Annotated in this window: 25 protein-coding genes; 12 read left to right on the forward strand and 13 right to left on the reverse strand. The window is 59.9% G+C overall.

Annotation, left to right across the window (positions count from 1 at the left end; translation table 11 throughout):
* The first annotated feature begins 18 nt into the window (after positions 1-18).
* Entirely contained in the window at positions 19-468 is a 450-nt protein-coding gene (locus PSELUDRAFT_RS19290; RefSeq protein WP_157725047.1) for a hypothetical protein, read from the forward strand.
* 526 nt (positions 469-994) lie between these two features.
* On the forward strand, positions 995-1,630 hold the full coding sequence (locus tag PSELUDRAFT_RS19295; RefSeq protein WP_157725048.1) for a hypothetical protein: 636 nt from the start codon (positions 995-997) through the stop codon (positions 1,628-1,630).
* A 404-nt stretch (positions 1,631-2,034) separates the two neighbouring features.
* On the opposite strand, the gene PSELUDRAFT_RS06865 is transcribed toward PSELUDRAFT_RS19295, so the two are convergent.
* The gene (locus PSELUDRAFT_RS06865; protein WP_088966142.1) at positions 2,035-2,733 is read right to left on the reverse strand and encodes an NUDIX domain-containing protein; all 699 of its coding nucleotides are present in this window, start codon (positions 2,731-2,733) and stop codon (positions 2,035-2,037) included.
* Positions 2,734-2,857: 124 nt separating this feature from the next.
* On the opposite strand from PSELUDRAFT_RS06865, the gene prs reads away from it, so the two are divergent.
* Both prs and PSELUDRAFT_RS06875 read left to right on the forward strand, forming a co-directional pair.
* The gene (prs, locus tag PSELUDRAFT_RS06870; RefSeq protein ID WP_197693946.1) at positions 2,858-3,670 is read left to right on the forward strand and encodes a ribose-phosphate diphosphokinase; all 813 of its coding nucleotides are present in this window, start codon (positions 2,858-2,860) and stop codon (positions 3,668-3,670) included.
* A gap of 23 nt (positions 3,671-3,693) precedes the next feature.
* Entirely contained in the window at positions 3,694-5,412 is a 1,719-nt protein-coding gene (locus PSELUDRAFT_RS06875) for a nicotinate phosphoribosyltransferase (RefSeq protein ID WP_088966144.1), read from the forward strand.
* Positions 5,413-5,877: 465 nt separating this feature from the next.
* Here the strand turns inward: PSELUDRAFT_RS06875 and PSELUDRAFT_RS19300 are convergent, their stop codons facing one another.
* The gene (locus PSELUDRAFT_RS19300) at positions 5,878-6,027 is read right to left on the reverse strand and encodes a hypothetical protein (protein WP_157725049.1); all 150 of its coding nucleotides are present in this window, start codon (positions 6,025-6,027) and stop codon (positions 5,878-5,880) included.
* A gap of 93 nt (positions 6,028-6,120) precedes the next feature.
* Between PSELUDRAFT_RS19300 and PSELUDRAFT_RS06880 the strand changes: the two genes are divergently transcribed.
* Positions 6,121-7,788: an ABC-F family ATP-binding cassette domain-containing protein gene (locus tag PSELUDRAFT_RS06880; protein ID WP_088966145.1), complete on the forward strand. Its 1,668-nt coding sequence runs from the start codon at positions 6,121-6,123 to the stop codon at positions 7,786-7,788.
* 356 nt (positions 7,789-8,144) lie between these two features.
* Here PSELUDRAFT_RS06880 and PSELUDRAFT_RS06885 read toward each other — a convergent pair whose 3' ends face one another.
* The 4 genes from PSELUDRAFT_RS06885 to ycaC all read right to left on the reverse strand — a co-directional run bounded on the left by PSELUDRAFT_RS06885 (position 8,145) and on the right by ycaC (position 10,900).
* A complete protein-coding gene (locus PSELUDRAFT_RS06885; RefSeq protein ID WP_157725050.1) occupies positions 8,145-8,747 on the reverse strand; it encodes a hypothetical protein in 603 nt (200 codons plus the stop codon).
* Positions 8,748-9,188: 441 nt separating this feature from the next.
* Positions 9,189-9,602 carry an OsmC family protein gene (locus PSELUDRAFT_RS06890; RefSeq protein WP_088966147.1) on the reverse strand — a complete coding sequence of 138 codons (414 nt, stop codon included), beginning with the start codon at positions 9,600-9,602 and terminating at the stop codon, positions 9,189-9,191.
* A gap of 14 nt (positions 9,603-9,616) precedes the next feature.
* Positions 9,617-10,219 (reverse strand): FMN-dependent NADH-azoreductase, encoded by a 603-nt coding sequence (locus PSELUDRAFT_RS06895; protein WP_088966148.1) that lies wholly within the window; start codon positions 10,217-10,219, stop codon positions 9,617-9,619.
* 54 nt (positions 10,220-10,273) lie between these two features.
* A complete protein-coding gene (ycaC, locus tag PSELUDRAFT_RS06900) occupies positions 10,274-10,900 on the reverse strand; it encodes an isochorismate family cysteine hydrolase YcaC (RefSeq protein WP_088966149.1) in 627 nt (208 codons plus the stop codon).
* 27 nt (positions 10,901-10,927) lie between these two features.
* On the opposite strand from ycaC, the gene PSELUDRAFT_RS19305 reads away from it, so the two are divergent.
* The gene (locus tag PSELUDRAFT_RS19305) at positions 10,928-11,092 is read left to right on the forward strand and encodes a hypothetical protein (RefSeq protein WP_157725051.1); all 165 of its coding nucleotides are present in this window, start codon (positions 10,928-10,930) and stop codon (positions 11,090-11,092) included.
* Between the two features lie 36 nt (positions 11,093-11,128).
* On the opposite strand, the gene PSELUDRAFT_RS06905 is transcribed toward PSELUDRAFT_RS19305, so the two are convergent.
* Positions 11,129-11,992 (reverse strand): pirin family protein, encoded by an 864-nt coding sequence (locus PSELUDRAFT_RS06905; RefSeq protein WP_088966150.1) that lies wholly within the window; start codon positions 11,990-11,992, stop codon positions 11,129-11,131.
* Positions 11,993-12,087: 95 nt separating this feature from the next.
* On the opposite strand from PSELUDRAFT_RS06905, the gene PSELUDRAFT_RS06910 reads away from it, so the two are divergent.
* Positions 12,088-12,975 carry a LysR family transcriptional regulator gene (locus PSELUDRAFT_RS06910; protein WP_088966151.1) on the forward strand — a complete coding sequence of 296 codons (888 nt, stop codon included), beginning with the start codon at positions 12,088-12,090 and terminating at the stop codon, positions 12,973-12,975.
* Positions 12,976-13,236: 261 nt separating this feature from the next.
* On the opposite strand, the gene PSELUDRAFT_RS06915 is transcribed toward PSELUDRAFT_RS06910, so the two are convergent.
* Positions 13,237-14,475 (reverse strand): NADH:flavin oxidoreductase/NADH oxidase family protein, encoded by a 1,239-nt coding sequence (locus PSELUDRAFT_RS06915; RefSeq protein WP_088966152.1) that lies wholly within the window; start codon positions 14,473-14,475, stop codon positions 13,237-13,239.
* A gap of 303 nt (positions 14,476-14,778) precedes the next feature.
* Between PSELUDRAFT_RS06915 and PSELUDRAFT_RS06920 the strand changes: the two genes are divergently transcribed.
* Together PSELUDRAFT_RS06920 and PSELUDRAFT_RS06925 are read left to right on the forward strand one after the other, a co-directional pair.
* Positions 14,779-15,570 carry a type 1 glutamine amidotransferase domain-containing protein gene (locus PSELUDRAFT_RS06920; RefSeq protein ID WP_157725052.1) on the forward strand — a complete coding sequence of 264 codons (792 nt, stop codon included), beginning with the start codon at positions 14,779-14,781 and terminating at the stop codon, positions 15,568-15,570.
* A gap of 44 nt (positions 15,571-15,614) precedes the next feature.
* On the forward strand, positions 15,615-16,028 hold the full coding sequence (locus PSELUDRAFT_RS06925; protein ID WP_088966154.1) for a MerR family transcriptional regulator: 414 nt from the start codon (positions 15,615-15,617) through the stop codon (positions 16,026-16,028).
* A 126-nt stretch (positions 16,029-16,154) separates the two neighbouring features.
* On the opposite strand, the gene PSELUDRAFT_RS06930 is transcribed toward PSELUDRAFT_RS06925, so the two are convergent.
* Complete coding sequence (locus PSELUDRAFT_RS06930) at positions 16,155-16,934, reverse strand: ABC transporter substrate-binding protein (RefSeq protein ID WP_088966155.1); 780 nt, start codon at positions 16,932-16,934, stop codon at positions 16,155-16,157.
* Positions 16,935-17,201: 267 nt separating this feature from the next.
* Between PSELUDRAFT_RS06930 and fumC the strand changes: the two genes are divergently transcribed.
* Together fumC and PSELUDRAFT_RS06940 are read left to right on the forward strand one after the other, a co-directional pair.
* On the forward strand, positions 17,202-18,602 hold the full coding sequence (gene fumC, locus PSELUDRAFT_RS06935) for a class II fumarate hydratase (protein WP_088966156.1): 1,401 nt from the start codon (positions 17,202-17,204) through the stop codon (positions 18,600-18,602).
* Between the two features lie 286 nt (positions 18,603-18,888).
* The gene (locus tag PSELUDRAFT_RS06940) at positions 18,889-19,668 is read left to right on the forward strand and encodes a slipin family protein (RefSeq protein ID WP_179947572.1); all 780 of its coding nucleotides are present in this window, start codon (positions 18,889-18,891) and stop codon (positions 19,666-19,668) included.
* A gap of 55 nt (positions 19,669-19,723) precedes the next feature.
* On the opposite strand, the gene PSELUDRAFT_RS06945 is transcribed toward PSELUDRAFT_RS06940, so the two are convergent.
* Both PSELUDRAFT_RS06945 and PSELUDRAFT_RS06950 read right to left on the reverse strand, forming a co-directional pair.
* Positions 19,724-20,194, reverse strand: coding sequence for an HNH endonuclease (locus PSELUDRAFT_RS06945; RefSeq protein ID WP_157725053.1), 471 nt, complete (start codon positions 20,192-20,194; stop codon positions 19,724-19,726).
* Positions 20,195-20,240: 46 nt separating this feature from the next.
* A complete protein-coding gene (locus PSELUDRAFT_RS06950) occupies positions 20,241-20,720 on the reverse strand; it encodes a VOC family protein (protein ID WP_088966158.1) in 480 nt (159 codons plus the stop codon).
* 319 nt (positions 20,721-21,039) lie between these two features.
* On the opposite strand from PSELUDRAFT_RS06950, the gene hemN reads away from it, so the two are divergent.
* A complete protein-coding gene (hemN, locus tag PSELUDRAFT_RS06955) occupies positions 21,040-22,419 on the forward strand; it encodes an oxygen-independent coproporphyrinogen III oxidase (RefSeq protein WP_197693947.1) in 1,380 nt (459 codons plus the stop codon).
* Between the two features lie 59 nt (positions 22,420-22,478).
* Here hemN and PSELUDRAFT_RS06960 read toward each other — a convergent pair whose 3' ends face one another.
* Positions 22,479-24,653: a nitric-oxide reductase large subunit gene (locus tag PSELUDRAFT_RS06960; RefSeq protein ID WP_231895324.1), complete on the reverse strand. Its 2,175-nt coding sequence runs from the start codon at positions 24,651-24,653 to the stop codon at positions 22,479-22,481.
* Positions 24,654-25,232: 579 nt separating this feature from the next.
* Positions 25,233-25,940: a histidine utilization repressor gene (hutC, locus tag PSELUDRAFT_RS06965; protein ID WP_088968414.1), complete on the reverse strand. Its 708-nt coding sequence runs from the start codon at positions 25,938-25,940 to the stop codon at positions 25,233-25,235.
* Positions 25,941-26,033 lie beyond the last annotated feature (93 nt).

Here is a 26,033-nt window from a genome sequence, read left to right on the forward strand (position 1 = left end):
CCATTGATGTGATTGTGAATGAAGATCCTTTCGAGGGGGCTGTATCTTCTGACTTTTATTATTGATTTTCATTGCAATATTTCATGGTGGTTAAGGGATGATATGAAAAATTATATTTTGTATGCCGTTAAAGACGGTACTAGTGGTTTAGATACAGAAGTAAATCTCAGCTTTGAGATTACTAGCAAAGATGCTCCGGTACGTCTGGTAGATTTTAGTGGCGGTAGGGCTGAGTTATATGACGGTTATTCGGCGCAAACTTATAAATATTCTATTGGTTTGGTTGATTATGATGAGAGGCGAATTTTTCTAAATAATGGTGTTAATCGTGATATTGTGATTTCTCCGGATTTTATTCGTCGAATTGACAAAAATGACCCACTGAATCAATTGGTTGAAATTCCATTAAAACTGGGGCAGAACCTTTCAGGATATAAAATTACTCATTCGAACTGGGGATTGAGGTGAAGTGGCGAGATCTGGCAGAGATTTTCTGGCCTAAAAATTTGTGTTAGCTGGAAATTATATGCCAAAAATAATTTCAAATTTAGACGTGGTTGCTAGCTGAAAGTATAAATAAATTCTAGGATGTTTTTCATAGTCACCTCTCCCGGTGCAATGCCATCCGCTGGCCGGATAGCGCCAGTGGTGTTTGCGGTACGCTATCGTCAGGAGTTGGCAGCAACACAACTAAGCAGCGCCACAACCATGCAAACCTAGGACTTCTCTTCTTATCGCTGGTATGACTGACGGGGGAAAATCAGAGCAGATCAGAGCAGTTCGGTGCGTAGACCGTAATGTCTAACTCGCGGCGCTTCGCGCAGCACATTGAGCAAATGTGATGCGGTAGTCCCATTGGGCTGTGTGCTTTCAGACATCAGCCTCAAAAAAGCTTGAAAAATAAGAATGACGCCATTGTCATTTCGCGTTATGCGCACAGCCAAACAAAATATACACCTGTATATGTGCATGTTTCACATTGGAGATGTCAATAATGCCCCAGGTTATTCAATTGCAAGACCTCACGCCCAAGCAGGCTTCGGGGCGCATTTGGTATTTTTTCTTTACACCGTTTTGGGTGTCATTATTATTGACGCTCGCATCGCTTGCTTTAGATAACTACTGGTCACGTGTAATAGTTGAAGCGGTATCGGGTCAGCTTGCGCTCCCTCTTATTAAGCTTTTCTTGTATGTGGCTGGCTGGATGCTTGGAACGGCTGCGTTTCTAGCCGGAGTGCCCTTAATTGCGAAATTCTTATGTTGGTCAGGGGAGCGTGTGGCAAGTGTGGCTTTCGACTATTCGAGTGCGGCAAACGGTGTGATATTGGGCTTCTTGCCAGCGGCAATTATTCAAGATGGCGCAAGGGCGTTTGCAGTCACTATCTATGTTTCGCTTGTGATTCTTGCGCTGCAAGCATGCCTCTGGGCCAGCTCATATCTAGCATTCGGCAAGGCAGATAAACATTTCAATAACTATCGCTGGTTAACTCGCCTATTTGGTTTGGCATTAGTGGCTATTTTTGTCTGGGCATTTCACGGGGAGCTTTGGAGTGAATTGAAGGGCAAATGTAGCCAGTCGCAGCAATCTCGAACCACTCAATCCACCGGACCCGCTAAAGCGAGCCGGTGATTTCAAACATTCGGACCGCGCGTGACTTCATCATTTATTTGCTCCTTGTAAACTGGTCATTACCATCGCAGCATTGACCGCTGGGTTTGGCCGACCGGTCTCCTCACTCCCCGTCCTGAAACCCTTGCTATTGCTAGTTTTGACAGACTATGGCAACAAGCATGCACATAACCCCTTGAAATCGTCACTGTGTGACAGACTTAAAATTTTGGCGGTTTCGTGGTTTTAATGTAAAAAAATCATAGGCTTACGATTTGTTGTCATGACAGACTTTATTCTCTCCGATCACTAGAGCAAATAAAGTTCGTCGGATCCGAATAAAGTTCGTCGGAGTCTGACCAAAAAGAAGGGGCCATTGGCCCCTTCTTTGTTAGATAGGGTCGGGAAAGTTCAGTGTCCTGTAGCTACCAGCAAGCCCGCTTGAACAAGCTCAGATGGTTGACGCGAAACAGCCTGGCCGGGCGTTGGCTGCCGCCGAGAAATTCGTCGGTAGCAATCAGGATATCCGCCTCGTCTGCCGACTCCCCTGGCCTGGCATCTCCAACTCTGATGCCAAGACGCGAGCGGAAAGTGCCTCGCGAGACGGTCTCTCCAAATATCTGTTCATAGGTGCGCTGCAACTGGGTCAACGTGAACAACTCCGGCAACAACCAGCAGGGCAGGGTGGAATAGCTGGCCTTGTTGCGCACCCGCTGTACGGCCTCGCGGACTTGCTCGGCATGGTCGAAGGCCAGCTCCGGCAGCTGGTCCACGTCGTAGAAGTGGAAAACACCGTCCCCTACCCCCCGCAGCTCCTCCAGTGGAATCAGCGCTACATGTGAGATGGCCACCGACCAGCCGCGTGGATCGCGGTCCGGTCCGGCGAAGGTGCGTAGCTGCTCCAGATAGCGCGGCACCAGGCCGGTTTTCTGCTTGAGTACTCGCAACGCTGTCGCGTCGGCCGATGCATCCTCATCCACATGGACGTACCCCCCGGGGAGGGCCAGCTGCCCTCGGCAGGGATCATGCTCCCGGCGATGCAACGCCACTTTCAAGCCGCCTTCGGCCAAAGTGAGCAACACGATGTCGACACTGACTGCCGGCGTTGGGTAGTCCCTATCCATTGCAAACCCCGCTAATCCTGATCACGGCACTATTTTCACCGAGATAGTTGCAAAGTTCAACTAAGTATTATTATACTGAATGCATGTTAGTCGAAATGATCGACTAAGCGGAAAGGTGAACGCCATGATCAAGGTTTACGCGGTATCGCGCGACGGGGCCTCGCAAGACATCGAGGTCAACACCACGATGTTTCCCGGGGGTGAAGTCCATGTATCGGTGGGGCTGGATATTCCGGCCGACTCTTTGCGGTTGCATGCCCATCTGCCGAATGCAGCGGCGGTGATGACGCTGCTCCTGGTGACCGATGCCTTGCGCCGCGCCTATCCCGGCCTGCCGCTGTCATTACACATGCCGTACGTGCCCTATGCCCGTCAGGATCGCGTGGCCAACCCCGGCGAAGCCCTCAGTGCCAAGGTCTTCTGCGATCTGATCAATGCCCAGGGCTACAGCCGGGTGCTGATCCAGGACCCGCATAGCGATGTTGTACCGGCGCTGCTGGACCGGGTTGTCATCGAAGACCCCTTGCCAGCGTTACGCAAGGTGTTGGCCCAGGTGGGACCGGTGGCACTGGTGGCGCCGGATGCCGGCGCGCGCAAGCGTGTGCTCAAGCTGGCGCAACAACTCGGCTGCGACGTGGTATTTGCGGACAAGGTACGCGACACCCGCACAGGGGCCATCACCGGTACACAGGTGGCTGGCTCGCTGCCAGCACTGCCATTGCTGGTGGTCGACGACATCTGCGATGGCGGTCGCACTTTCACCGAGCTGGCTACAGTGCTGCGGGCTCGGCAGATCGAACAGGATCTGCATGCGCCGCTTTACCTGTATGTGACCCACGGCATTTTCAGCAAGGGGCCAGAGCCGCTGCTGGCTCACTACCGACAGCTTTTCACCCGCAACAACTGGAGCGGCGATCTGCGCTGCGCACTGGTCTGAACCCTGACTCGATGGAGACACTGATGAACGCCCCAACTCGCCGTGAAGTGCTCGAAAAGAACAATCTGGTTCCGTTCAACCTGGCTGACTTCTACAAGACCGGCCACCCATCCATGTACCCGGCTGCCACCACCAAGCTGGTGGCCAACTTCACGCCCCGCTCGGCCAAGTACGCACCAGTGCTGAAGGAGCTGTTTGACGACAAGGTAGTCTGGTTCGGTCTGCAGGGTTTCATCCAGGAATTCCTGATCGACCTCTTCGGCAAGGAGTTCTTCCGCAAGCCGAAGGGACAGGCCGTCCGTAAATACCAGCGCCGTATGGATACCGCGCTCGGCCCTGGCGCCGTGGCCGCCTCCCGCCTGGAAGCACTGCACGAACTCGGCTACCTGCCGCTGGAGATTCGCTCGCTGCCGGAAGGCTCGCGGGTGGATATCAAGGTGCCGCCGGTCATCTTCATCAACACGCATCCGGATTTTCCGTGGGTGGCGACCTATTTTGAAACCCTGTTCAGCTGCGAAACGTGGAAGCCCTCGACGGTGGCCACCATCGCCTTCGAGTTCCGCAAGCTGCTGGACTATTTCGCCCAGCTCACCGGGACGGCGCCGGAATTCGTCGGCTGGCAGGGACACGACTTCTCGATGCGCGGCATGAGCGGAGTGCACGACGCGATGCGCTGCGGCGCCGGCCACCTGCTGTCGTTCACCGGTACCGACACTATCCCGGCACTCGACTACCTGGAGGATTTCTACGGTGCCGATGCCGACAACGAGCTGGTAGGCGGTTCTATCCCGGCTTCCGAGCACAGCGTGATGGCACTGCGCATTCTGCTGACGCTGCAGCGCCTGCGCCGCGATCCAGCCAATACCGCCCTGAATGAGCCAGCGCTGCGCCGCAAGGCGGAACTGGCGGTGGTTCGCGAGTTCGTCACCCAAGACTACCCGGCAGGGATGGTCTCCATCGTCAGCGACACTTTCGATTTCTGGAACGTCATCACCGTGATCGCCAGGGAGCTGAAGGCGGACATCCTGGCGCGCAAGCCGGATGCGCTGGGCAATGCCAAGGTGGTGTTCCGCCCCGACTCGGGCGACCCGGTGAAGATCCTGACCGGCTACACTGCTGACGAACTGCAGTGCGAGGCCGGCCAGCCGCTGGTGGACGATGCTGGCCGCTACATCGTCAAGGCGACGGGCGAGCGGATCACCGAGGCCGAGCGCAAGGGCGCGGTGGAGTGCTTGTGGGAAATCTACGGCGAAACCACGACGAGCCAAGGCTTCAAGCTGCTCGATGCCCATGTCGGTCTGATCTATGGAGACTCGATCACCCTGCCGCGCGCCCGCGACATCCTGCTACGCCTGGCTGCCAAGGGGTTTGCCTCCGGCAATGTGGTGTTTGGCATTGGCAGCTTCGTCTACGGCATGAACTCCCGCGATACCTTTGGCTATGCGCTGAAGGCTATCTATGCCGAAGTGGATGGCGAGGCGGTGGACATCTACAAGGATCCGGCCACGGACGATGGCACCAAAAAGTCCGCCAAGGGCATGGTACGGGTTGAGCGGGAAGGTGACTGCTTCGTATTGTATGAGCAGCAAACGCCGGAGCAAGCTGAAGGCGGTGCGCTGGTGCCGGTATTCCGGGATGGCGAGCTACTGGTGAGGCAGTCGCTGGCTGACATCCGGGAACGTCTGCAGTCATCCTGGCACTGCCCAGAGGTTGGCAGTATCCGTTGGCACAGCCAAGGCTAATTTGACTAGAAAATGGCCTCCAGATTTGGAGGCCATTTTCTTTACTTCCTTCCGTGGTCAGCATGTGGCTAACACCGGCGTCTCAACAACACTCAGCGTCAGGCCATGTGTGGCAGCATACATGATGCGCCAGCTTGGATTGTCCGACGAACTTTATTCAGACGTCGCGAAATGAGGTGGCACGAAGAACTGGTTGCGACGAACTTTCGGACGAAAAACGTATGACGCAAAATCAAGTACTTATGGTGCCATGTCGCGACGAACTTTATTCGCCCCCGTCAGACTACACCGAATAAAGTCTGTCGGATCCGAATAAAGTTTGTCGGAGTCTGATCAAGGAGAAGGGGCCATTGGCCCCTTCTCCTTTTTGGTGAGGGGCGTGTGGAGCGGAAGGAGGTATGCGGAGTAGCTGCTGTTCGGCCAAAGCGGTCTGTTATCCCATTTGTCCTGAACGTCTGCTCAGATTCACATACCGGCCATTTCTCTGTTGCCGGCACCGAACGTCAGCTTTCTTCCCCTTTGGAGCGCGTAGGGGCGTGTTACCATCTGCGCCGTGCCGTTTTTATTGCTTTGCAGCATGCGGCGGCACCGCTGCTGCTGCAGCACCATTGCCATGATGCGGCCAACGTTGGCCGCATTGCCTGTCGTCTTCCCGCCTTGTCGCCGGTCGCGGCGTAACCTGTTTCCTGCCGCCGCACGGCGCTTCCCATGATCATTCTGAAAAACGTGGCCTTGCGCCGCGGTACCAAAGTCCTGCTCGACAACGCGTCGGTGACGCTCAATCCTGGGGAGAAAGTCGGCCTCGTCGGCCGCAACGGCGCAGGTAAATCTTCGTTGTTCGCGGTGCTGAACGGCTCGCTGCACGAAGACGGCGGCGATGTGTCGATCCCGTCACAATGGCGTATGTCACAGGTGGCGCAGGACATGCCGGAAACGGAGCAGACGGCGACCGAGTTTGTGATCGAAGGCGATACCACCCTGCTCGCCGCGCAGCAGGAGGTGACCGAGGCCGAGGCCGGCGAAGACTACATGCGCATGGCGCACGCCTATACCGCGCTCAACGATGCCGGCGCCCACGACGCGCCGGCACGGGCGCAGGCGCTGATTCTCGGGTTGGGTTTCAGCGTCGCCGAGCTGCAGCAGCCGGTGAACAGCTTTTCCGGCGGCTGGCGCATGCGGCTGCAACTGGCACGCGCGCTGATGTGTCCGTCCGACCTGCTGCTGCTGGATGAGCCGACCAACCACCTGGATCTGGACGCGCTGGTATGGCTGGAAGCGTGGTTGAAGCAGTACGCCGGCACCATGGTGGTGATCAGCCATGACCGCGAATTCCTCGATGCCGTCACCAACGTGACGCTGCACGTCGACAATGCCAAGCTGGTGCGCTACGGCGGCAACTACAGCAAGTTCGAGGACATGCGTGCCGAACAGCTGGTCCTGCAGCAGGCGGCGCAGGCCAAGCAGCAGGAAAAGATGGCGCATCTGCAGAAGTTCATCGATCGCTTCAAGGCCAAGGCCAGCAAGGCGAAGCAGGCGCAGAGCCGCGTCAAGGCGCTGGAGCGGATGGAGAAGATTGCGCCGGTGTTGGCCGATGCCGAGTTCCAGTTCGAATTCAAGGAGCCGCAGAGCCTGCCGAACTCGATGCTGTCGATGACCGGCGCGGTGTTCGGCTATCCGGCGCCGGAGGGCGCGCCGGAAGACACTGCGCCGACGGTGATCGTGCGCAACGTGAACCGCACCGTGCTGGCCGGGCAGCGTATCGGCATTCTCGGTGCCAACGGCCAGGGCAAGTCGACGCTGGTGAAAACCGTGGCCGAGGCGCTGCAGGCGGTCGGGGGCGAGATCATTCGCGGCAAGGGGCTCAATATCGGCTACTTCTCGCAGCAGGAGCTGGACGTGCTGCGGCCGGAGGACGATCCGCTGCAGCACATGTTCCGTCTGGTGCGCGACACCCCGGCGGCGATGCGGCCGTCGGCCAACGATTGCCGCGAGCAGGGGCTGCGCAATTTCCTCGGCACCTTCAACTTCAGCGGCGACATGGTGAAGCAGGCGGTCGGCAGCATGAGCGGCGGCGAGAAGGCGCGGCTGGTGCTGTGCATGATCGTGTGGCAGCGGCCGAACCTGCTGCTGCTGGATGAACCGACCAACCATCTGGACCTCGCCACCCGCGAGGCGCTGAGCGTGGCGCTGAACGAGTTCGAAGGCTCGGTGATGCTGGTCAGCCACGACCGGGCGTTGCTGCGCGCGGTGTGCGACGAATTCTGGATGGTGTCGCGTGGCGGGGTCAGCGATTTCGCGGGCGATCTGGACGATTACCAGGTCTACCTGCTGGAAGAGGCCAAGCGCCGGCGAGAAGAAGCGGCCGGAAAGCGTTAAGCCGGCCCGTCTGCGCGTTACCACCTTGCGCAAGCATAGGGCAGGATTGCCTACAGGAGCCGGGGCCGCCCACTTCCAATAGGAAAGTGGCCATTTTTAGTGGTGACGTGGTTGCCTGTTAAGGCCGAAAACCGCTAGCGCTACATTGCTCAAAAGTTACCGCAGTAGTCTGCCAGCAGGCTGTGGAAATGAATTTGTGCAAATTTTGCACAAAGTAAGGGCGTTGGAGGCTCTTCTCACCACGACCTAAAGTGGCTCATGAATTGCTCACACTCGACTGCGAGTGCCTCTATACGCGCAGCGTTCAAAAAGGAAAAGCCCGCAAACGCGGGCTTTTCCTTTTGTTGTTCACTTGATTAGCCAATGTAAAAGGCATCGGTGCTCTCGCGCTTGGCGATGTAAAAGGCATCGGTGCTCTCGCGCTTGGCGATGTAAAAGGCATCGGTGCTCTCGCGCTTGGCGATGTACTGGGCATCGGTGCTCTCGCGCTTGGCGATGTACTGGGCATCGGTGCTCTCGCGCTTGGCGATGTACTGGGCATCGGTGCTCTCACGCTTGGCGATGTACTGGGCATCGGTGCTCTCACGCTTGGCGATGTACTGGGCATCGGTGCTCTCGCGCTTGGCGATGTAAAAGGCATCGGTGCTCTCGCGCTTGGCGATGTAAAAGGCATCGGTGCTCTCGCGCTTGGCGATGTACTGGGCATCGGTGCTCTCGCGCTTGGCGATGTACTGGGCATCGGTGCTTTCGCGCTTGGCGATGTACTGGGCATCGGTGCTTTCGCGCTTGGCGATGTACTGGGCATCGGTGCTTTCGCGCTTGGCGATGTACTGGGCATCGGTGCTCTCACGCTTGGCGATGTACTGGGCATCAGTGCTTTCGCGCTTGGCGATGGTTTCAGCCTGGGCAGTGCCGGCAAACACAGCAAAAATGGAAGCAATCAGTACCAGTTTTTTCATGATCATATCCTTTAATCAAAATTCGGCTTCAAGCTCAGGTGCCGGTTTGTTCGGTTGTCCGCCTTGTTTCATCCAGCCTGCAATCCGTTTGTCTTGGTTCGGACTGCCTTGGTGTACTTGTTCTGTGCTGCTATGTAGTAACTATAGTTATTATCCTGATTAGAACAAAGCAGAAGAATTCGAAGCAGTCATTTTGAAGATTTGAACAGACAGGTCGGGGAGGTGGGCCAGCAACTGTTGTGAGTAGCGTTTGCACAGAATGCCAACCTACTACCGGCTCGTCGGGTGGGCGGGTAGATCATCGGCCAAGTGGAGGTTGGTCGGTGAGTGCTCTACGTCCACGTTGGCCAAGCTGCTGTCTGACTACCGTGATCAGCGGCAAATCGTCGGCCAACGCTGAAGTAGTAGGGTGGGTGATACAGCGCCTGCTGTACACCGGATTCAGCCACGCTGGGGGCTGAGTTCCGTCTGGATATAAATCTCACCACTTAGCAGCTTGTGCATAGGGCAGCTGTTGGCCACCTTCAGTAGTTGCGCCTGCTGTTCCTCGTTCAAGTCGCCCTGCAGGGCAATCCGGCGAACGATGTTGTTGCCGCTCTCCGGCTTGCCGTCCGGGTTGAGCTGCAATTCCACCTGGATGCCTGTCAGTGGCAATTGCCGACGAGCGGCAACCATCTTCAGGGTAATTGCCGTGCAGGCGCCAAGGCTGGCCAGAATCAGGCGTTCTGGCGTTGGTGCCGTGTTGCCGCCACCTGCCTCCAGCGGTTCGTCAGCTGTCCAGCTGTGGCCGAGATCATCGGTGAACGAGACGATATAAGGCGTCTCTTGCAGTGTGGCTTTGACAGTTGGTGCCATTGGTACTTCTCTCCTCAGCTGGCAATGCGGCTCAGTTCGGCATGGGCAATTGCCAGCCCGGCTGCCTTGCTTTCCGCGCCCATGTTCAGGCCTTCTGCGTAAACAAATTCAACCTCGGTGATGCCGATAAAACCCAGGAAATTGCGCACGAAATCGGTCTGGGTATCAAAGGAAGTACCGGCATAACGGCCACCGCGCGTGGCGAAAACGTAGACCTTCTTGTTGGCGAGTAGCCCCTCGGGCCCGTTTGCCGTATAGCGGAAGGTGATGCCGGCGCGAGCGACATGATCCATCCAGGCTTTCAGCATCGACGGAACGCCCAGGTTGTACATCGGCAGGCCGATGACCAGCACGTCCGCCGCCTGCAGCTCGGCGATCAGCGCATCAGAGTAGGCAACCTTGGCCTGCTGTTGGTCGGTGCGCTCCCCCGGCTTGCTCAGGAAGGCCTGGAAGCCCGCGCCGTCCAGGTGTGGTACCGCTTCGGCGGCGAAGTCGCGGATGGTTACTTCCGATCCGGGCCGGCTGGCTTGCCAGGCCTCGACAAAGGCATCGGATAACTGGCTGGATTGCCCCTGATCGGCAAAGAGGCTGGTCTTGAGTTGCAGCAGTTTTTGCATGGTGCGTATTTCCCGGGTAAAGGGGTGCCGCCAGGAGGTGGCACCCCCACAGCCTTATTTGCTGTTCTGTACGGTGGTGTAGCTGTTGATCAGGTTGCGGTAGTCGGGGATGTGGTTGGCAAACAGGGTGCCCAGGCCCTCGACATCGTTGCGCCAGTCGCGGTGCAGTTCGCAGGCAACGCCGAACCAGGTCATCAGCTGGGCGCCGGCGGTGGACATGCGATCCCAGGCCGACTGGCGGGTCACCTCATTGAAGGTGCCGGAGGCATCGGTTACCACGAACACTTCGTAGCCTTCCGCCAGTGCGGACAGTGCCGGGAAGGCAACGCAGACTTCGGTAACGATGCCGGCGATGATCAGCTGTTTCTTGCCGGTGGCCTTCACCGCCGCCACGAAGTCTTCATTGTCCCAGGCGTTGATCTGGCCCGGCCGGGCGATGTATGGCGCATCCGGAAAGGTATCCTTCAGCTCGCTCATCAGCGGGCCGTTGGGGCCGTTTTCAAAGCTGGTGGTCAGGATGGTTGGCAGCTTGAAGTACTTGGCCAGATCAGCCAGCGCCAGCACGTTGTTGCGGAACTTGTCCGGGTCGATATCGCGCACCAGGGAGGACAGGCCGGCCTGGTGATCTACCAGCAACACGGCGGCGTTGTTCTTGTCGAGTTTGACGTAGGGCTTGCTCATGGGAATGCTCCTTTTCAGAGACGGGCCATGCTGGAAATCCAGCACGGCGGTGCATTTCCCGGCTTGCGTTGCCTGGCCGTGGCGGGCGATCAGCAACAGGCAAGCCGGGAAAATCCTGGTATTGACTTTTACCCGCGCACTGCCAGCATCAGATGGAGCGATGCCGGGCCGGCGCGGGGAGGTGGCGGCTGAGCGCTAGCTCAGCCTCCTGCGGGTGCCGGCATGGGGTCAGCCGATGCGCCCAAAGCGGCCATGGTTGAAGTCGTCCACCGCCTGGCGGATTTCCGCTTCGCTGTTCATCACGAACGGGCCGTAGCCCACCACGGGCTCACCCAGTGGCTCGCCGTTGAGCAGCAGCAGTGTGCTGTCTTCGAGCACGTCAAACACCAGGCGGCTGCCGGCGCGCTCCATTACCGCCAGTTCGGCGCCGTGCACCTCGTGCTGATCCCCCAGGCGGATGGCGCCGTGCAGCACGAACAAGGCCGTGGTGTGTCCTTCCGGCAGATCGAACGCCACTTGATGACCGGCCTTCAGCCGCAGATCCCAGACATTCATCGGCGTGAAGGTGTGTGACGCGCCGGCAGTGCCGTCGTAATTGCCGGCAATGACGCGCATCTGGCCGGCATCGTTAGGCAACGTCACGGTGGGGATCTGCCCGGCGGTAATGCCCTGGTAGCCTGGTGCGGCCAACTTATTCTTTGCCGGCAGGTTGACCCACAGCTGGATCATCTCGAAGGCGCCGCCCTGGCTGGCGAAATCGGGGCTGTGGTATTCCTCGTGGATCAGGCCGGATGCGGCTGTCATCCATTGCACATCGCCCGGGCCGATGGTGCCGCCGCCACCCGACGAGTCGCGGTGCGACACGCCGCCTTCGTAGACGATGGTCACCGTTTCGAAGCCGCGGTGCGGATGCTGGCCAACGCCGAGCTTGCGGGTGGTGGGCGGGAAGGTGGCCGGGCCGGCGTAGTCCATCAACAGGAACGGGGACATTTCCTCGGCGATATCGCGATAGGAAAAGATGCCCCGCACCGGGAAGCCGTCCCCGACCCAGTGACTGCCGCTGCCGCGTTTGATGAATGCCAGTTGTTTCATGACTGCTCTCCTTGAGTGGATGCAGTTACTGTAGAAGGCTGACTGCCCACGCACTAGATGGTTAAATACGAAAACATTTTCCAACTGGTTGCATAATGGATCTCAATCAAGCAGCAGTATTCGTCAAGGTGGTGCAGGCTGGCAGTTTCAGCGCCGCCGCCCGCCTGCTCGGCCTGCCTACCTCCACGGTGAGCAATCGGGTCGCCACTCTGGAAAAGCGCCTGGGGGTGACGCTGCTGCAACGCACGACGCGGCAGCTCAAGCTGACCGAGGCGGGCGAGCTGTACTACGAGCACGCGTCTACCGGCCTGGCACACATGCTGGATGCGGAATCAGTAGTGACCGAATCGATAGGCGAGCCAAGGGGCGTGCTGCGCGTCACCGCGCCTGCCGATCTTGGCGACCAGCTGCTGTCCAGCATCGCCCAGCAAGTGCGGCGCAACTACCCGAAGGTCAGCATCGACATGCTGCTGGTGGATCGCTACGTCGACCTGATTGCCGAAGGGGTGGATGTGGCCATTCGCACCGGGGCGCTCAAGGATTCCAGCCTGATCGCCAGGCATGCAGGCGTTGCACAGTGGGTGCCGTTTGCCAGCCCTGGCTATCTGGAAACCGCACCGGTACCCGATATGCCGCAGGCACTGCGGCACCACCGCTGCCTGCAGTTCACCCCGCTGGGCAGGGACAGCTGGACCCTGAAAGGCGAAACCGGCAGCGTGACGGTGCCGATGACAGGCCAGGTGCAGGTCAACGACATCCGGGTGATTCGCGCCCTGGCACTGGCAGGAGAAGGCGTTGCCCTGCTGCCGCTTTACCTGTGCAAGGAAGACTGCACGGCAGGCCGCCTGGTGCGTGTGTTACCCGAGTGGTACGCCAAGGCAGACCCAGTCCACCTCGTCTACCCCCGCCAGCGCTTCATGGCGCCAAAACTGCGTGCCTTTATTGAGCTGGCCATACAGGAGCTGGCTTTGTGGTTGGCATAGATCTACCGCCCACAAGCCATGCCAACCATCAGGGAAGGCCTTCCTGGGTAAGGTCCGTTCTTCCCCGGTCCGCAGACTGATCAAGATATCGGGTACTTGCCTGCTTTGGCCGACGTGCTACCGCTCCTGCCTGGGGCCGCAGTTCGGCCCAAGCGGGCTTTACGGCAATTGCACTGAGCGACCGCTGCCGATGGAGGCTGTCGATCATGCCGGCCTGGGTCGTGGCTTCATGGGGGAGTCATCGTTCACCTGCCGATGTGATCACGCAGCAAAGGCCTGGGCATTCATCCAGCGGCGGTAGCGGTAGTTCCTGCACGTGGTATCCCATTGCTGCTGTGCCAGCGCTATTGCAGGAGCAACATCTGGGCGGGTGCGTTTGCCTTTGCCCAGGCGGCGCAGCTGGTACTTCACCATCGCCATGTAACCGACCGAGGCCAGAACCTTGTTCTTCCACGGGATGGCCCGCAGCAGGGAAGTCGCCGTGGTGTCGACGCGCCAGGTGCGGGGTAGCTGCGGGTCTATCGCCAGTGCGGTGGCCATGCCGGCGACGGCAATGCCGCTTTGCAGTACCTGCTCCACCACCGGGTAGCGGCGAATGCCGCCGGTCACCATGATGGGCATGTGGGCAACCGCGGCGATGTCGCGGGCGAATTCCAGGAAATAGGCTTCGCGCGCCAGTGTGCGGCCATCGCGGGTCTGGCCGTGCATGGCCGGTGCCTCGTAACTGCCGCCGGACAGCTCGATCAGGTCCACGCCCAGCGGGTTCAGCATGGCAACCACCTGTTTGGCATCGTCGGCGCTGAAGCCACCGCGCTGGAAGTCGGCCGAGTTGAGCTTTACCGAGACGGCAAAGCCGGCACCCACCGCCTGGCGGACTTCCCGGACGATATCCAGCAACAGCCGGGCGCGGTTCTCGATGCTGCCGCCCCAGCGGTCGGTGCGCTGGTTGGTGATGGGCGACAGGAACTGGCTGAGCAGGTAGCCATGCGCGGCGTGGATCTGTACGCCGTTGAAGCCGAAGCGTGCGGCCAACCTTGCGCTGCCGACAAAGCGGGCCTGTACCTCGGTGATGTCGGCCGCGGTCATGGCGCGCGGCAGCTCGAACTGTTTGGAGAAGTTGCCCAGATCCAGCGCCACCGCCGATGGTGCGATGGCTTCCTGCCCCAGCGCGGCAGGCATCTGGCGGCCGGGGTGGTTGATCTGCATCCAGACTTGCGCACCCTGCGCGCGGGCGGCAGCGGACCACTGTTCGAAGCGGTCGCCGAACTGTGCCGACTCCAGCACCACGCCGCCCGGCCCGGTCATGGCGCGGCGATCCACCATGACGTTGCCGGTGATCAGCAGCCCCGCACCGCCTTCCGCCCAGGTGCGGTACAGGCGGACCAGTTCGGCGGATGGCGCGTGATCCTGGTCGGCCATGTTTTCCTCCATGGCGGCCTTGGCAAGGCGGTTCGGCAGCTGGGTGCCGTTGGGCAGGGTTAGGGAAGTGAAGGGGCTCATCGTGGTCTCCCGGGTAGTGGAGACAGCACGATAGATTTAAAGCCAACTTGAAGGTCAAGCCCCGGCGGTGAAGAAAATGTGGTGAGGAAATTTTTTGCTGCCGCCGGGTGGTAATGGTGGGCCGGGTCGGCACATCGGCAGCCATTCCGCCACGGCCTGATGCGCGATCCGGGTCGGGAGGTGGCGCTGTTGACATTAAAGCGGGCTTTAAACCTAGCATGATGCTTGCCGTCATCTCTGGCAGGCCGCCGTACCCGGACAGAGGGCATGGTGGAATGTTCTATCATCCGAAGGGTATTACCCATGTCCATCTTCAAGCAGCTCGCCCTGCTCGCCATAGCGCTACTGATGATGAAAACCGCCATAGCCGAATCGACTCCTGCAGCGTCCGTCAGCACCGGCAAGGTGCTGGTGGTGATGACCAACCACGACTACTACCCGGGCAGAAACGACCGTACCGGGCTGTGGCTCACCGAGCTGACCCACGTTTACGATGTGCTGACCGGCGCCGGCTACACGGTGGATTTCGTCAGCCCGCATGGCGGTGCCGTGCCGCTGGACCAGCGCAGCCTGGGCTGGCTGTATATGGATGCCGCGGCCAGGGCGCATCTGCATGACCCGGCCTTCATGGCGCTGCTGCAGTCGACGAAGGCTGCGGCCAACGTTGACCCGGTGGCTTATCGCGCCATTTTCTATACCGGCGGCCATGGCACGATGTGGGACTTCCGCGGCAGCAGGGAACTCAAGCGCATCGCCGAAGGCGTCTACCGCCATGGCGGCATTGTGTCGTCGGTGTGCCATGGCGCAGCCGGCCTGCTGGATCTGGAGGCGGATGACGGTACGCCGCTGATTGCCGGCCATCGCGTGACGGGGTTTTCCAATCTGGAAGAAACGCTGTCCGGGGTAAAGGATCAGGTGCCCTATATGCTGCAGAGCGAGATGGAGGCCAAGGGCGCGCGCTACGAGAAGTCGCTCATCCCGTTCGGCAGCTTCGTGTTGACCGATGGCCGCCTGGTTACCGGGCAGAACCCCGGTTCCAGCAAGGAAGTGGCGCAGGCACTGTTGGCCGCATTGCAAAACGGCAAGCAGCCGTAAGCCCGGCGGCACGGCATTCAGTCAATGCTTCAGTCAGGAACAGCATGAAAATCGGAGAACTGGCCAAGCGTACCGGCATGGCGCCTTCCGCCATCCGCTTCTATGAAGCCAGGGGCCTGCTGAAGGTGGCAAGCCGGCAGGCCAATGGCTACCGCGACTACCCGCCGGAGGCAGTGACAGTGCTGACCATCATCAGTGATGCCCAGCAGGCCGGCTTCTCGCTGGATGAAATCAAGCAGCTGCTGCCGACGGATGTTGCCTCCCGGCAGCACGACGAATTGATCGCCATCCTGCAGCGCAAGGTCGCGGATATCGAGGCACTGCAGACACGGCTGGCGCAAAACAAGGCACATATCCAGTCGCTGATCCAGCTGATCGAATCCAGGCCGGAAAACATGGACTGCAAGGCTAATGCCGCCCGGGTAATGGCCAGCCTGGGCCTTGCCGGCGACACATAAGGCGCAGCCGGCCCGCCATGAACGCGACAAGCGGTTCGATGCCAGCAAATGCAGACGTCGCTTCCCTGACTTTGCCGTGAGCACCTGCGAGTAGCAATGAGATTCGGGGCGAGGTTTGTATTACGGCTAGTTGGTGATGGAGACATACGGTTCCGGCGTGATGCCGGGCGGCGTATCGTCGGGCCGCCATTTTTGGAACAAGGCGCGGAAAGTGCCGTCCCGCTTCATGGTGACCAGCATGTGCTGCCACGCGTTGACGAATTCAGGCGGCGTGTCCTGGGAACAGACGATATAGGACTGGCTTTGGTTGACCAGCATGACCATTTCGACATCGTCCAGCCGTGCCTGCGTTTTGGCCAGTAACTTAGGCAGGGTAAACGCAGCGGCGAACATGAGCTTGCCCCGGTCGTGCAGCAACATCGCCACCATCGTTTCCGGGGTCAGGGTAGGTTCAAGATTGTTAAATCCCAGCTTCTTCAGCAGTTCATAGGTATACCAGCCGTTGGGAACCAGCACCCGATCAACAGCCTTGGCCTCTGCAAGATTATGTATGCGGAGGCTGTTGCTGCGCTTGGCATAGAACCCGAATCGCCCGGTGGTAATTGGCCCGATCCACTGGAATTTGTTTTCGCGTTCCGGTGTCCGTCCCATATCCAGAATGCACGTGGCCGGCTCGCTTTGCAGCTTTGCAAAGGCCCGCGGCCAAGGCAGCATGGTAATCGGGAGTGACTGCCCGAGACGGCTCTGAATCTCGCGAGCCACCTCGGGATAGAGCCCAACAATGGCACCATCTTTGGTGAAATTATTGGGTTCCTCTTCGTGGGTCAGCAGTTGTACGGTGCTGGCATTCGCGCTAAGGGCAAGCAGTAATGAAGCAAAGCAAGTAATACGCCGCAGGCTAACCATCCCCTCTCCTTGAGGAATCAGCTTTTTACCATTATCGATGAAAGGGGCTCTCAGAAAACAAGAGTTTGCTCGGCCCGTAGCGGGCTGCCCGGCCCTGTCGCATTGCCCGGCTACGGGCTATAAGAACACTGTGATCTGACAGCATCGCCTCCGCCGGCGGGCAAAATGGTCTGTCACGCCACTGGCAGGCAAGGACGACATGGGGCCCGACGGGCCTCTTTGCTTTTGCGGCATATCGCAGGCGGGCATCTTGCAAGGACAGCAGCCATGACCACCACCCGCATCGAGACCGATTCCTTCGGCCCCATCCCCGTTGCCAGCGACCGCTACTGGGGCGCGCAGACCCAGCGTTCGCTGGGCAATTTCGATATCGGCAGCGACCGCTTTCGCTGGAAGTTTCCGGTGATCCGCGCGCTGGGCATCCTGAAAAAGGCTGCCGCCCAGGCCAATATGGAGCTGGGCGAACTGGCACCGGAGCTGGGTCGCGCCATCATGCAGGCGTCCGACGAGGTGATAGTCGGGCGCTGGAACGAGCATTTTCCGCTGGTGGTGTTCCAGACCGGCTCCGGCACCCAGTCGAACATGAACGCCAACGAGGTGATCGCCAACCGCGCCAGCGAGCTGCTGGGGGGCGCACTGGGCAGCAAGCAGCCGGTACATCCCAACGATCATGTCAACCGCGGGCAATCGTCCAACGATACCTTTCCCACCGCGATGCACATCGCGGTGGTGGCACAGCTGGAGCAGCGCCTGTTCCCGGCGGTGGGGCAGTTGCGCGACACGCTGGCGGACAAGGCGGCGGCGTTCGACGAAGTGGTGAAGACCGGGCGCACCCACCTGCAGGATGCCACCCCCATTACCCTGGGGCAGGAGGTTGGCGCCTGGGTGGCGCAGCTGGACTACGCGGTGGAAACCCTGCGCCACAGCATGCCGGACCTGTACGATCTGGCCATAGGCGGCACCGCGGTCGGCACCGGGTTGAATGCGCACCCGCAGTTTGGCGAGCGCTGCGCCAGCCACATTGCCGTAGAAACCGGCCAGCCTTTCCAGGCTGCGGCCAACAAGTTCTTTGCGCTGTCGGCGCACGATGCGCTGGTTACCACTTCCGCCTGCCTGCGCACGCTGGCCGGTGCGCTGCTGAAGATTGCCAACGATGTACGCTGGCTGGCCAGTGGGCCGCGCTGCGGCATAGGCGAGATACTGATACCGGAGAACGAGCCGGGCTCCTCCATCATGCCGGGCAAGGTGAACCCTACCCAGTGCGAGGCGCTGTCCATGGTCTGCGTGCAGGTGTTCGGCAACGACGCCGCTACCGCTTTTGCCGGCAGCCAAGGCAATTTCCAGCTCAATGTCTACAAGCCGGTAATGGTGCATAACGTGCTGGAAAGCATCGACCTGCTCAGCGATGCCTGCATCTCGTTCGACCTGCACTGCGCGCAGGGCATCGAGCCCAATCTGCCGGTGATAGCACACCACCTGGCCAACAACCTGATGCTGGTGACCGCGCTGAACCGCCACATCGGCTACGACAAGGCCGCCACCATCGCCAAGACTGCGCACCGGCAGGGCCGCACCCTGCGCGAGGTGGCCATCGAGCTGGGTTACACCACGGCGCAGGAGTTCGATGCCTGGGTGGACCCGCTGCAGATGACCCGCAGCGGCGGCTGACTGCCGGCCGGCTGTGAAGGCACGGTTAGTTGGCCGCATGGCCCCAGCGCACGGCCGCCCACCCGGGCGGCCGTTGTTCATGCCAGGCAGGCAAAACGGCATCCGGCGCCGGCTTGCCAGATAAGTTCTTGTTGAAAAAGAAACTATACTTAACAAGCAGTTAGTACGTCGGCTGTTCAATTAGCGCCGGATTGGCCAGGGGAAGCAGTATCCGCCCGTGGCGATCCAGGAACATATATGGCACTGCATGCAGAGGGGTAATGGTTTTTAACGCCAGGAGAGAATGATGATCATCGACCTCGGCTGGATGCCCCCTGTTTCCCTCGTGCTGATCATGATCTGGCTGATCGGCACATCGATCCGCATATTCCGTGAATATGAACGCGGTGTGGTGTTTACCCTGGGGCGTTTCTGGAAGGTAAAAGGGCCGGGGCTGGTCATCATCATTCCCGCGATCCAGAAGTCCATTCGGGTGGATCTGCGCACCGTGGTGCTGGAAGTGCCGACCCAGGACGTGATTTCACGCGATAACGTGTCGGTGAAAGTCAGCGCGGTTGTCTATCTGCGGGTTACCGACCCGGAAAAGGCCATCATCCAGGTGGTGGACTACCTGAATGCCACCAGCCAGCTGGCGCAAACCATGCTGCGCTCGGTGCTGGGCAAGCACCAGCTCGACGATATGCTGGCCGAGCGTGAAAAGCTGAACATGGATATTCAACAGGCGCTGGATGCCCAGACCGACTCCTGGGGCATCAAGGTGTCGAACGTTGAAATCAAGCAGGTAGACCTGACGGAATCCATGATCCGCGCCATCGCCCGCCAGGCCGAAGCCGAGCGCGAGCGGCGTGCCAAGGTGATTCATGCCGAAGGGGAATTGCAGGCATCGGAGAAACTGTTCCAGGCCGCCAAGGTGCTGGCCCAGGAGCCGCAGGCGATTCTGTTGCGCTATCTGGAAACGCTGACCGTGATTGGCGCAGACAAGAACACCACCATCGTGTTTCCCCTGCCCATGGACCTGATTGCCTCACTGGAAGAGAAAATGAAAAATACCGGCAAGGGTATTTGATTCGCCTCCGCGGCAATATGGCGAGCGCGAATGCCGGGGCCAGACCATTCCCGGCTCACGGCTCGCCGTAATACTTTTTGTAGGCCTCCCGCCAATCGTTCACCAGCATCTGCCTGGCCTCATCCAGCGTGATATTGCCGGCGCACATTTCCTTGTGCAGCCGGTTTTCCAGTTTGTCCTTGAGCACGGCATTCCACGGGCTGCTGCCATAGGCCTGCGGCCAGAGGTTATCGATTTCATCGGCACCGCCAAGCTCGCGGCTGATCAGGTGATCGACCTCGCAGTGACGATTGCCCGCCGGTATACACCTGGGGTCGTCATTGCCGCTGTAGCCGTAGCGCTGGAAAACCTGCTGCTTCATTTCCGCGCTGACATGGCGCTCGTCCTTGCCCCAGGTGGTGCTGCAAATCTGCTGCTGGGTGAGATCGGGCCGCGCGCTGCCGGGGGTCAGCTCCGGGTCGGGAATGTCATCGGCACGGGCGGGCAGCGAGAGCAATAGCAGGGTAATCAGGCATAAAGCTCGCATCAGTGGCTCCTTCACGGGGCGGGTCGGGATGCTCATCGGGGAGGCGTCAGCCCTGGCGGGCGGCTTCGATGGCGGCGATGTCGATCTTGCCCATGGTCATCATGGCCGCGAATGCGCGCTTGGCCGCCGCGCGGTCGGGGTCGCTGATTGCTGCGATAAGCGCGCGGGGTGTGATCTGCCATGACAGCCCCCAGCGGTCCTTGCACCAGCCGCATGCGCTTTCCTCGCCGCCATTGCCCACAATTGCTTGCCACAAGCGGTCCGTTTCGGCTTGATCGTCGGTGGCAATCTGAAACGAGAAGGCATCGTTGTGCCTGACATGCGGGCCGCCGTTCAGACCAAGGCAGGGAATGCCGGCGACGGTGAATTCAACAGTCAGCACATCGCCTTCCTTGCCGGCGGGGTAGTCGTCCGGGGCATAAAAAACGGTGCCGACCGCGCTGTCGGGGAAGGTTTGGGCATAGAAGTTGGCCGCATCGAGGGCATCGCCGTCGAACCATAGGCAGATGGTGTTCTTGCTGTTCATTGTGCGCCTCCTGAAAGCGCAGGCTTGGCGCCTGCTTTGCGCAAAACAATGCGGGCTCCGGCGTGCCGCCAGGGCAGCAGCCATGCTGGCTGACCGGTTGTTGATGTGACCGGTTGTAGATGTGACTGATTGTAGATGCCGGCTGCGGCAGTTCCCAGCACATGGCAACAGGCCTTCGTCCACTTGCCGCGCAGCGGGCGGCGACAAGGCCTAAAGTGATAAGGCCAAGCTGGTGTGCAGCGGCGTCGGGCAGCAAACGATGCCCGGCTCTGCAGCCCGGTTCTTTGTCCAGCAGCGTTCTAACGGGAAGGCAATCGCCATGGCGGATATCGACATTTCTGAAGCGCTGGTCCGCAAGTTCGACAAGTCGGGGCCGCGTTATACCTCGTATCCAACCGCGGACCGCTTCCACCCCGGCTTTGACCAGCACAGCTACCAGCACTACCTGGAGCAGCGCCGGCACAGCGACAGCAACCCGCCGCTGTCCGTCTACCTGCACCTGCCGTTCTGCGAGTCGCTGTGCTATTTCTGCGCCTGCAACAAGATCATCACTCAGGATCACAGCCGGGTAAGCCAGTATCTGCGCTACCTGGAGCGGGAAATGGCGCTGGTGTCGTCGTACCTGGGGCCGGATCGTCAAACCGTGCAGCTGCACCTGGGGGGCGGCACGCCGACCTTTTTCAGCCCGAAGGAGCTGCGCCAGCTGCTGGACATGCTGCACGAGCACTTCGACTTCACGGCAGATGCTGAGCTGGGCATCGAGATTGATCCGCGTACGGTGCATGACGGCTTGCTGGAGGAGCTGGCCGAGCTGGGCTTCAACCGCAACAGTTTTGGCGTGCAGGATTTCGAACCGGCGGTACAGCAGGCCGTCAATCGCATTCAGCCATTCAATATGGTGGAGAAGGCGGTGATCGATAGCCGCCGCGCCAGGTTTCAATCGGTGAATGCCGACCTGATTTACGGCCTGCCCAAGCAGACGCAGCAAAGTTTCAGCCGCACGCTGGACAGCCTGATCCAGCTCGCGCCCGACCGCATCGCGCTGTACAACTACGCGCACCTGCCCAGCCGCTTCAAGGCGCAGCGGCTGATCGTTGCCGCCGACCTGCCCTCGGCCGAGGAGAGGCTGCAGATATTCCTGATGTCGATGCAAAGGCTGCTGGATGCCGGCTATGTGTATATCGGGCTGGATCACTTTGCGCGCCCCGACGACGAGCTGAACCTGGCGCGGCAGAACGGCACGCTGCATCGCAATTTCCAGGGCTATACCACCTGGGCCGAATGTGACCTGGCAGGCTTTGGCGTTTCCGCCATCAGCAAGGTGGGCCATTCCTATGGCCAGTCGGTGCGGTCACTGAATGCCTACTACGAGCGGCTGGACAACGGGCAGCTGCCGATAGACCGCGGCTTCGAGCTGAACCAGGACGACCTGCTGCGGCGCCAGATCATCATGGCGCTGATGTGCAGCGCGCCACTCGATATCGAGGCCATCAACCGCCGCTGGGACATCGATTTCAATACTTATTTTGCCCGCGAGCTGGCGCAGCTGCGGCAATACGAAGATGCGGAGCTGGTCAGCATCGAGCCGCACTTCATCCGGGTTACCGCCAAGGGCCGGTTGTTCGTGCGGGCGCTCAGCATGGTGTTCGACCACTACCTGAACCAGCCGACGACGTCGACCTACTCCAGGTTGATCTGAAGCCGGACAACATAAAAACGGGCCATCATCATGATGGCCCGTTTGGACTACTACCGGAATCAGATACCCTGTGCCACCTTCACTGCAGCCGGGCGGCGGCGGATCAGGCGCAGCGCGAACCGTGCCAGGTACAGCACACCGAGTGCGAACACGATGTCACCCGGTACGCGCAGCCACACCAGGTTCTGCATCAGGGCGGAATGGATCACCTCCGGCGAGCGGGCATACCACAGACCCTTGCTGACGCTGGCCCAGGCCTGGTAGATGCCCGACGGCAGAATCGACATGAACACCATCATGAACAGGCCCACGTTCAGCATCCAGAAGCTGGGCTTGAGCAGCTTGTCTTCCCAGTCATCACGCTCCGACAGGCCGCGCAGGCAGAACAGCATCAGGCCGATACCGAGCATGCCGTACACGCCGAACAGTGCCGCGTGGCCATGGGCCGGGGTCATGTTCAGGCCCTGCACGTAGTACAGCGAAATCGGCGGGTTGATCGAGAAGCCGAGCACGCCGGCGCCCAGGGTGTTCCATACCCCCACGGCCACAAAGCACAGGATGGACCATTTGTAGGTGGCTACCCACGGTGCGGCCTGCGCCTTGCGGTAGGTATGCCAGCCTTCCAGACCGATCAGCGCGAGCGGTACCACTTCAAAGGCAGAGAACACGGCGCCCACGGCGATCACCGCGGTAGAGGTGCCGGTGAAGTACAGGTGGTGCAGGGTACCCAGGATGCCGCCGAACAGGAACACGATGGTTTCCATCACGATGGCGCGGTTGGCGCTATCGATGCGAATCAGCCCCAGGCGCGAGAAGATCAGTGCAATCACGGCGGTAGCGAACACTTCGAAGAAGCCTTCCACCCACAGGTGCACCAGCCACCATCTCCAGTACTCGATCATCGAGTAGTGCGTGTGTTGGCCCCAGGCCAGCGACGAGGCGTAGAACAAGCCGATGCAGGTGGCCGACAGGAACACCATGGCGATCAGGCCACGGCCTTCGGTTTTCTTGTTTTTCAGTGCCGGCATCAGCGCGCGGCCCATCAGGAACAGCCAGAACAGCAGGCCGATGAACAGCAGGATCTGCCACACGCGGCCCATGCTGGTGTACGCCAGACCCTGATTGCCGATCCAGAAGCTGAAGTCGGTGCCCAGATGCTGCAGCGAACCGATCCAGCCCATGGCGGTGGAGCCTACCACGATGAAGATCAGCGCCCAGAACAGCACATCCACGCCGAGCTTCTGCAGCTTGGGCTCATGGCCGGACAGCAGCGGCGAGATATACAGGCCGGTAGCCAGCCATGCAGTGGCAATCCACAGCACGCCGAACTGGGTGTGAATGGTACGGCTCACCACCCAGGGCAGCACGGTGGCCAGCGGCATGCCGAAGAAGCTGTGCCCCTCCACCGCATAGTGCGCGGTGATGGCGCCCATGCCTACCTGGGTCAGCAGCAGGCCGATCACCACGTAGAAGTACTTCTTGGTGGCACGCATCGACGGCGTGGCCTTGACGTTGAACAGCGGATCCTTGGCCGGTGTGGCCACGTGCTCTTCTTCGCCATGCGCGGTGTGATACCAGATCATGGCGGCAATGCCCGCGATCAGCAGTACCACGCTGGCAATCGACCACAGACCGTTGGCGGTGGTGGGGGTGTTGCCCACCAGCGGCTCATGCGGCCAGTTGTTGGTGTAGGTGATGTCGGACTGGCCCGGGCGGTCGGTGGTGGCCGACCAGGCAGACCAGAAGAAGAACGAGGCCAGTGCTTCGCGGTCGGCAGCGTTCGGCAGTGCGTTGGCGTTCATCGCGTATTGTTCGCGCAGGGTGTCGAACGCCTTGTCGGTGCCGTACAGGCTTTCGTAGTGCGCGGCAACCTGCGCCACCGCCTGGGCGCGTTCCTGGCTCAGCGTGACGCGGCCATTGGCGGCATCATAGCTGTTCTTGCGCATTTCGCGGCGCAGGCGGGCGTCCAGCAGGCCCTGCTTGTCCGCATCCAGATTGAGGTAGGGCTTGCCGAATTCCTGGCGTGCCCAGGTGTCGCGCAGCGCCACCGCTTCGCGGTGCAGCCAGTCGGCCGACCAGTCCGGCGCCACATAACTGCCGTGGCCCCACACCGTGCCTACCTGCTGCCCGCCGGAAGCCAGCCATGCCTGCTGGCCACGCTTGATCTGCTCGCCGGTAAACACTACCCGGCCATTACTGCTTACTACTGCATTGGGAATAGGTGGCGCGGCCACATAGATTTCTTTGCCTATGTACAGCAAGGTCGAGAATGACAGCAGGCAAATCACTGCTAGCCATCCCCATAAACGACGTGTTGATTTCATGATCTCATCCCCCGGTGGGTTGGAAAGGGCAATACTTAAGATGTACTGTATGGGCATCTTTAAAAGATGTACACGAGATGGATCTTCAGGATTCGACCTTCTTGATGGCGGTCAAGCGCAGCTGGCCACGGTGTGGCAAAGGCGGTCTGCGACGCGGGGGAGAGGGGGGCGGGGTGCCCGATGCCGGCATTGGCAGCCAGCAATTGTGGCCAGGGTGTGAAGTACCAGGACGCCTGAATCCGGGCCGTTCAGCGCAGATCCGCCGCCAGGCGAGCGCGCAGCCCGGCATTTTCGGCTGCCAGTTGCGCCAGGCGCTCGCAAGGTCTGCCGGGACCTGTCCGATAGAAGGGGCCGTTGGCTTCTTTTACTTTTTCCGAATAGCGGACGTACTGATATTTCAGGAGTGGGGAGCGTGGGTCTGACTGCTCCAGGCTCGTCGCGTGTGCTAACTGCCGCCGGAAACGGCCAATTTCGACGATGCCAACACGCTTAGACGCTGCCTGAAAACTGATAGCGGGTTCCCGGGTGCCATAGTGTCACGTCGGTGGCCACCTGGTTGTGTGCCCACGTACGTCGATGCAGCACCAGGCAGGGAGTACCAATATCCATGCGCAGCCGGTGGCGAACGGTGGCATCCGGCATTGTGGCGGTGATGACGTACTCAGCACGCTGTAATGGCGCTTCACGTGTCATGTATTCGTTCGGCGTAATCAGGGTGAAATTCTGCTCAAGGTAGTGCGGGTACAGCTTGGGGTTGACGTAGCGGTCTTCCAGCTGGATTGGCACCTCGTTTTCGTAATGCACGATGCGGGAGTGGAAGGCGGGGCCGGCTGGCAGGCCGAGTGCGGCCAACGCTTTGCTGTCGTCCGTGCATTCAAGAATAAGCACCTCACTGCTGTGCACATCGCCGCGGTTTTTAATCTCTTCGGCAATGCTTTTTATCTCGATCAAGGTGGATTGGTACTTCTGTGCCGACACGAACGTGCCTGCGCCTTGAATGCGTGTGAGCACTTGTTCGGCAGTCAGCTCCCGCAGTGCACGATGCACGGTCATGCGCGATACGCTGAATTGTTTGACCAGATCATGTTCGGAAGGGATCAGGCTGCCGTTCGGCCAGACGCCGCTTTCTATCTGCTTGCGCACATAGTTCTTGATCTGGGCATAGGCGTGCACAGGCTTGTTATTAGTCGGATGCATGAGCATTCACAATAATTAGCATCCGGTCACTATAGCACGCATCTTGTTTGTATAGGCATGTTCTTTGCATGGAAATCCTTGTGGTGTTGTATT

The sequence above is a fragment of the Vogesella sp. LIG4 genome (assembly GCF_900090205.1).
GTDB lineage: Bacteria > Pseudomonadota > Gammaproteobacteria > Burkholderiales > Chromobacteriaceae > Vogesella.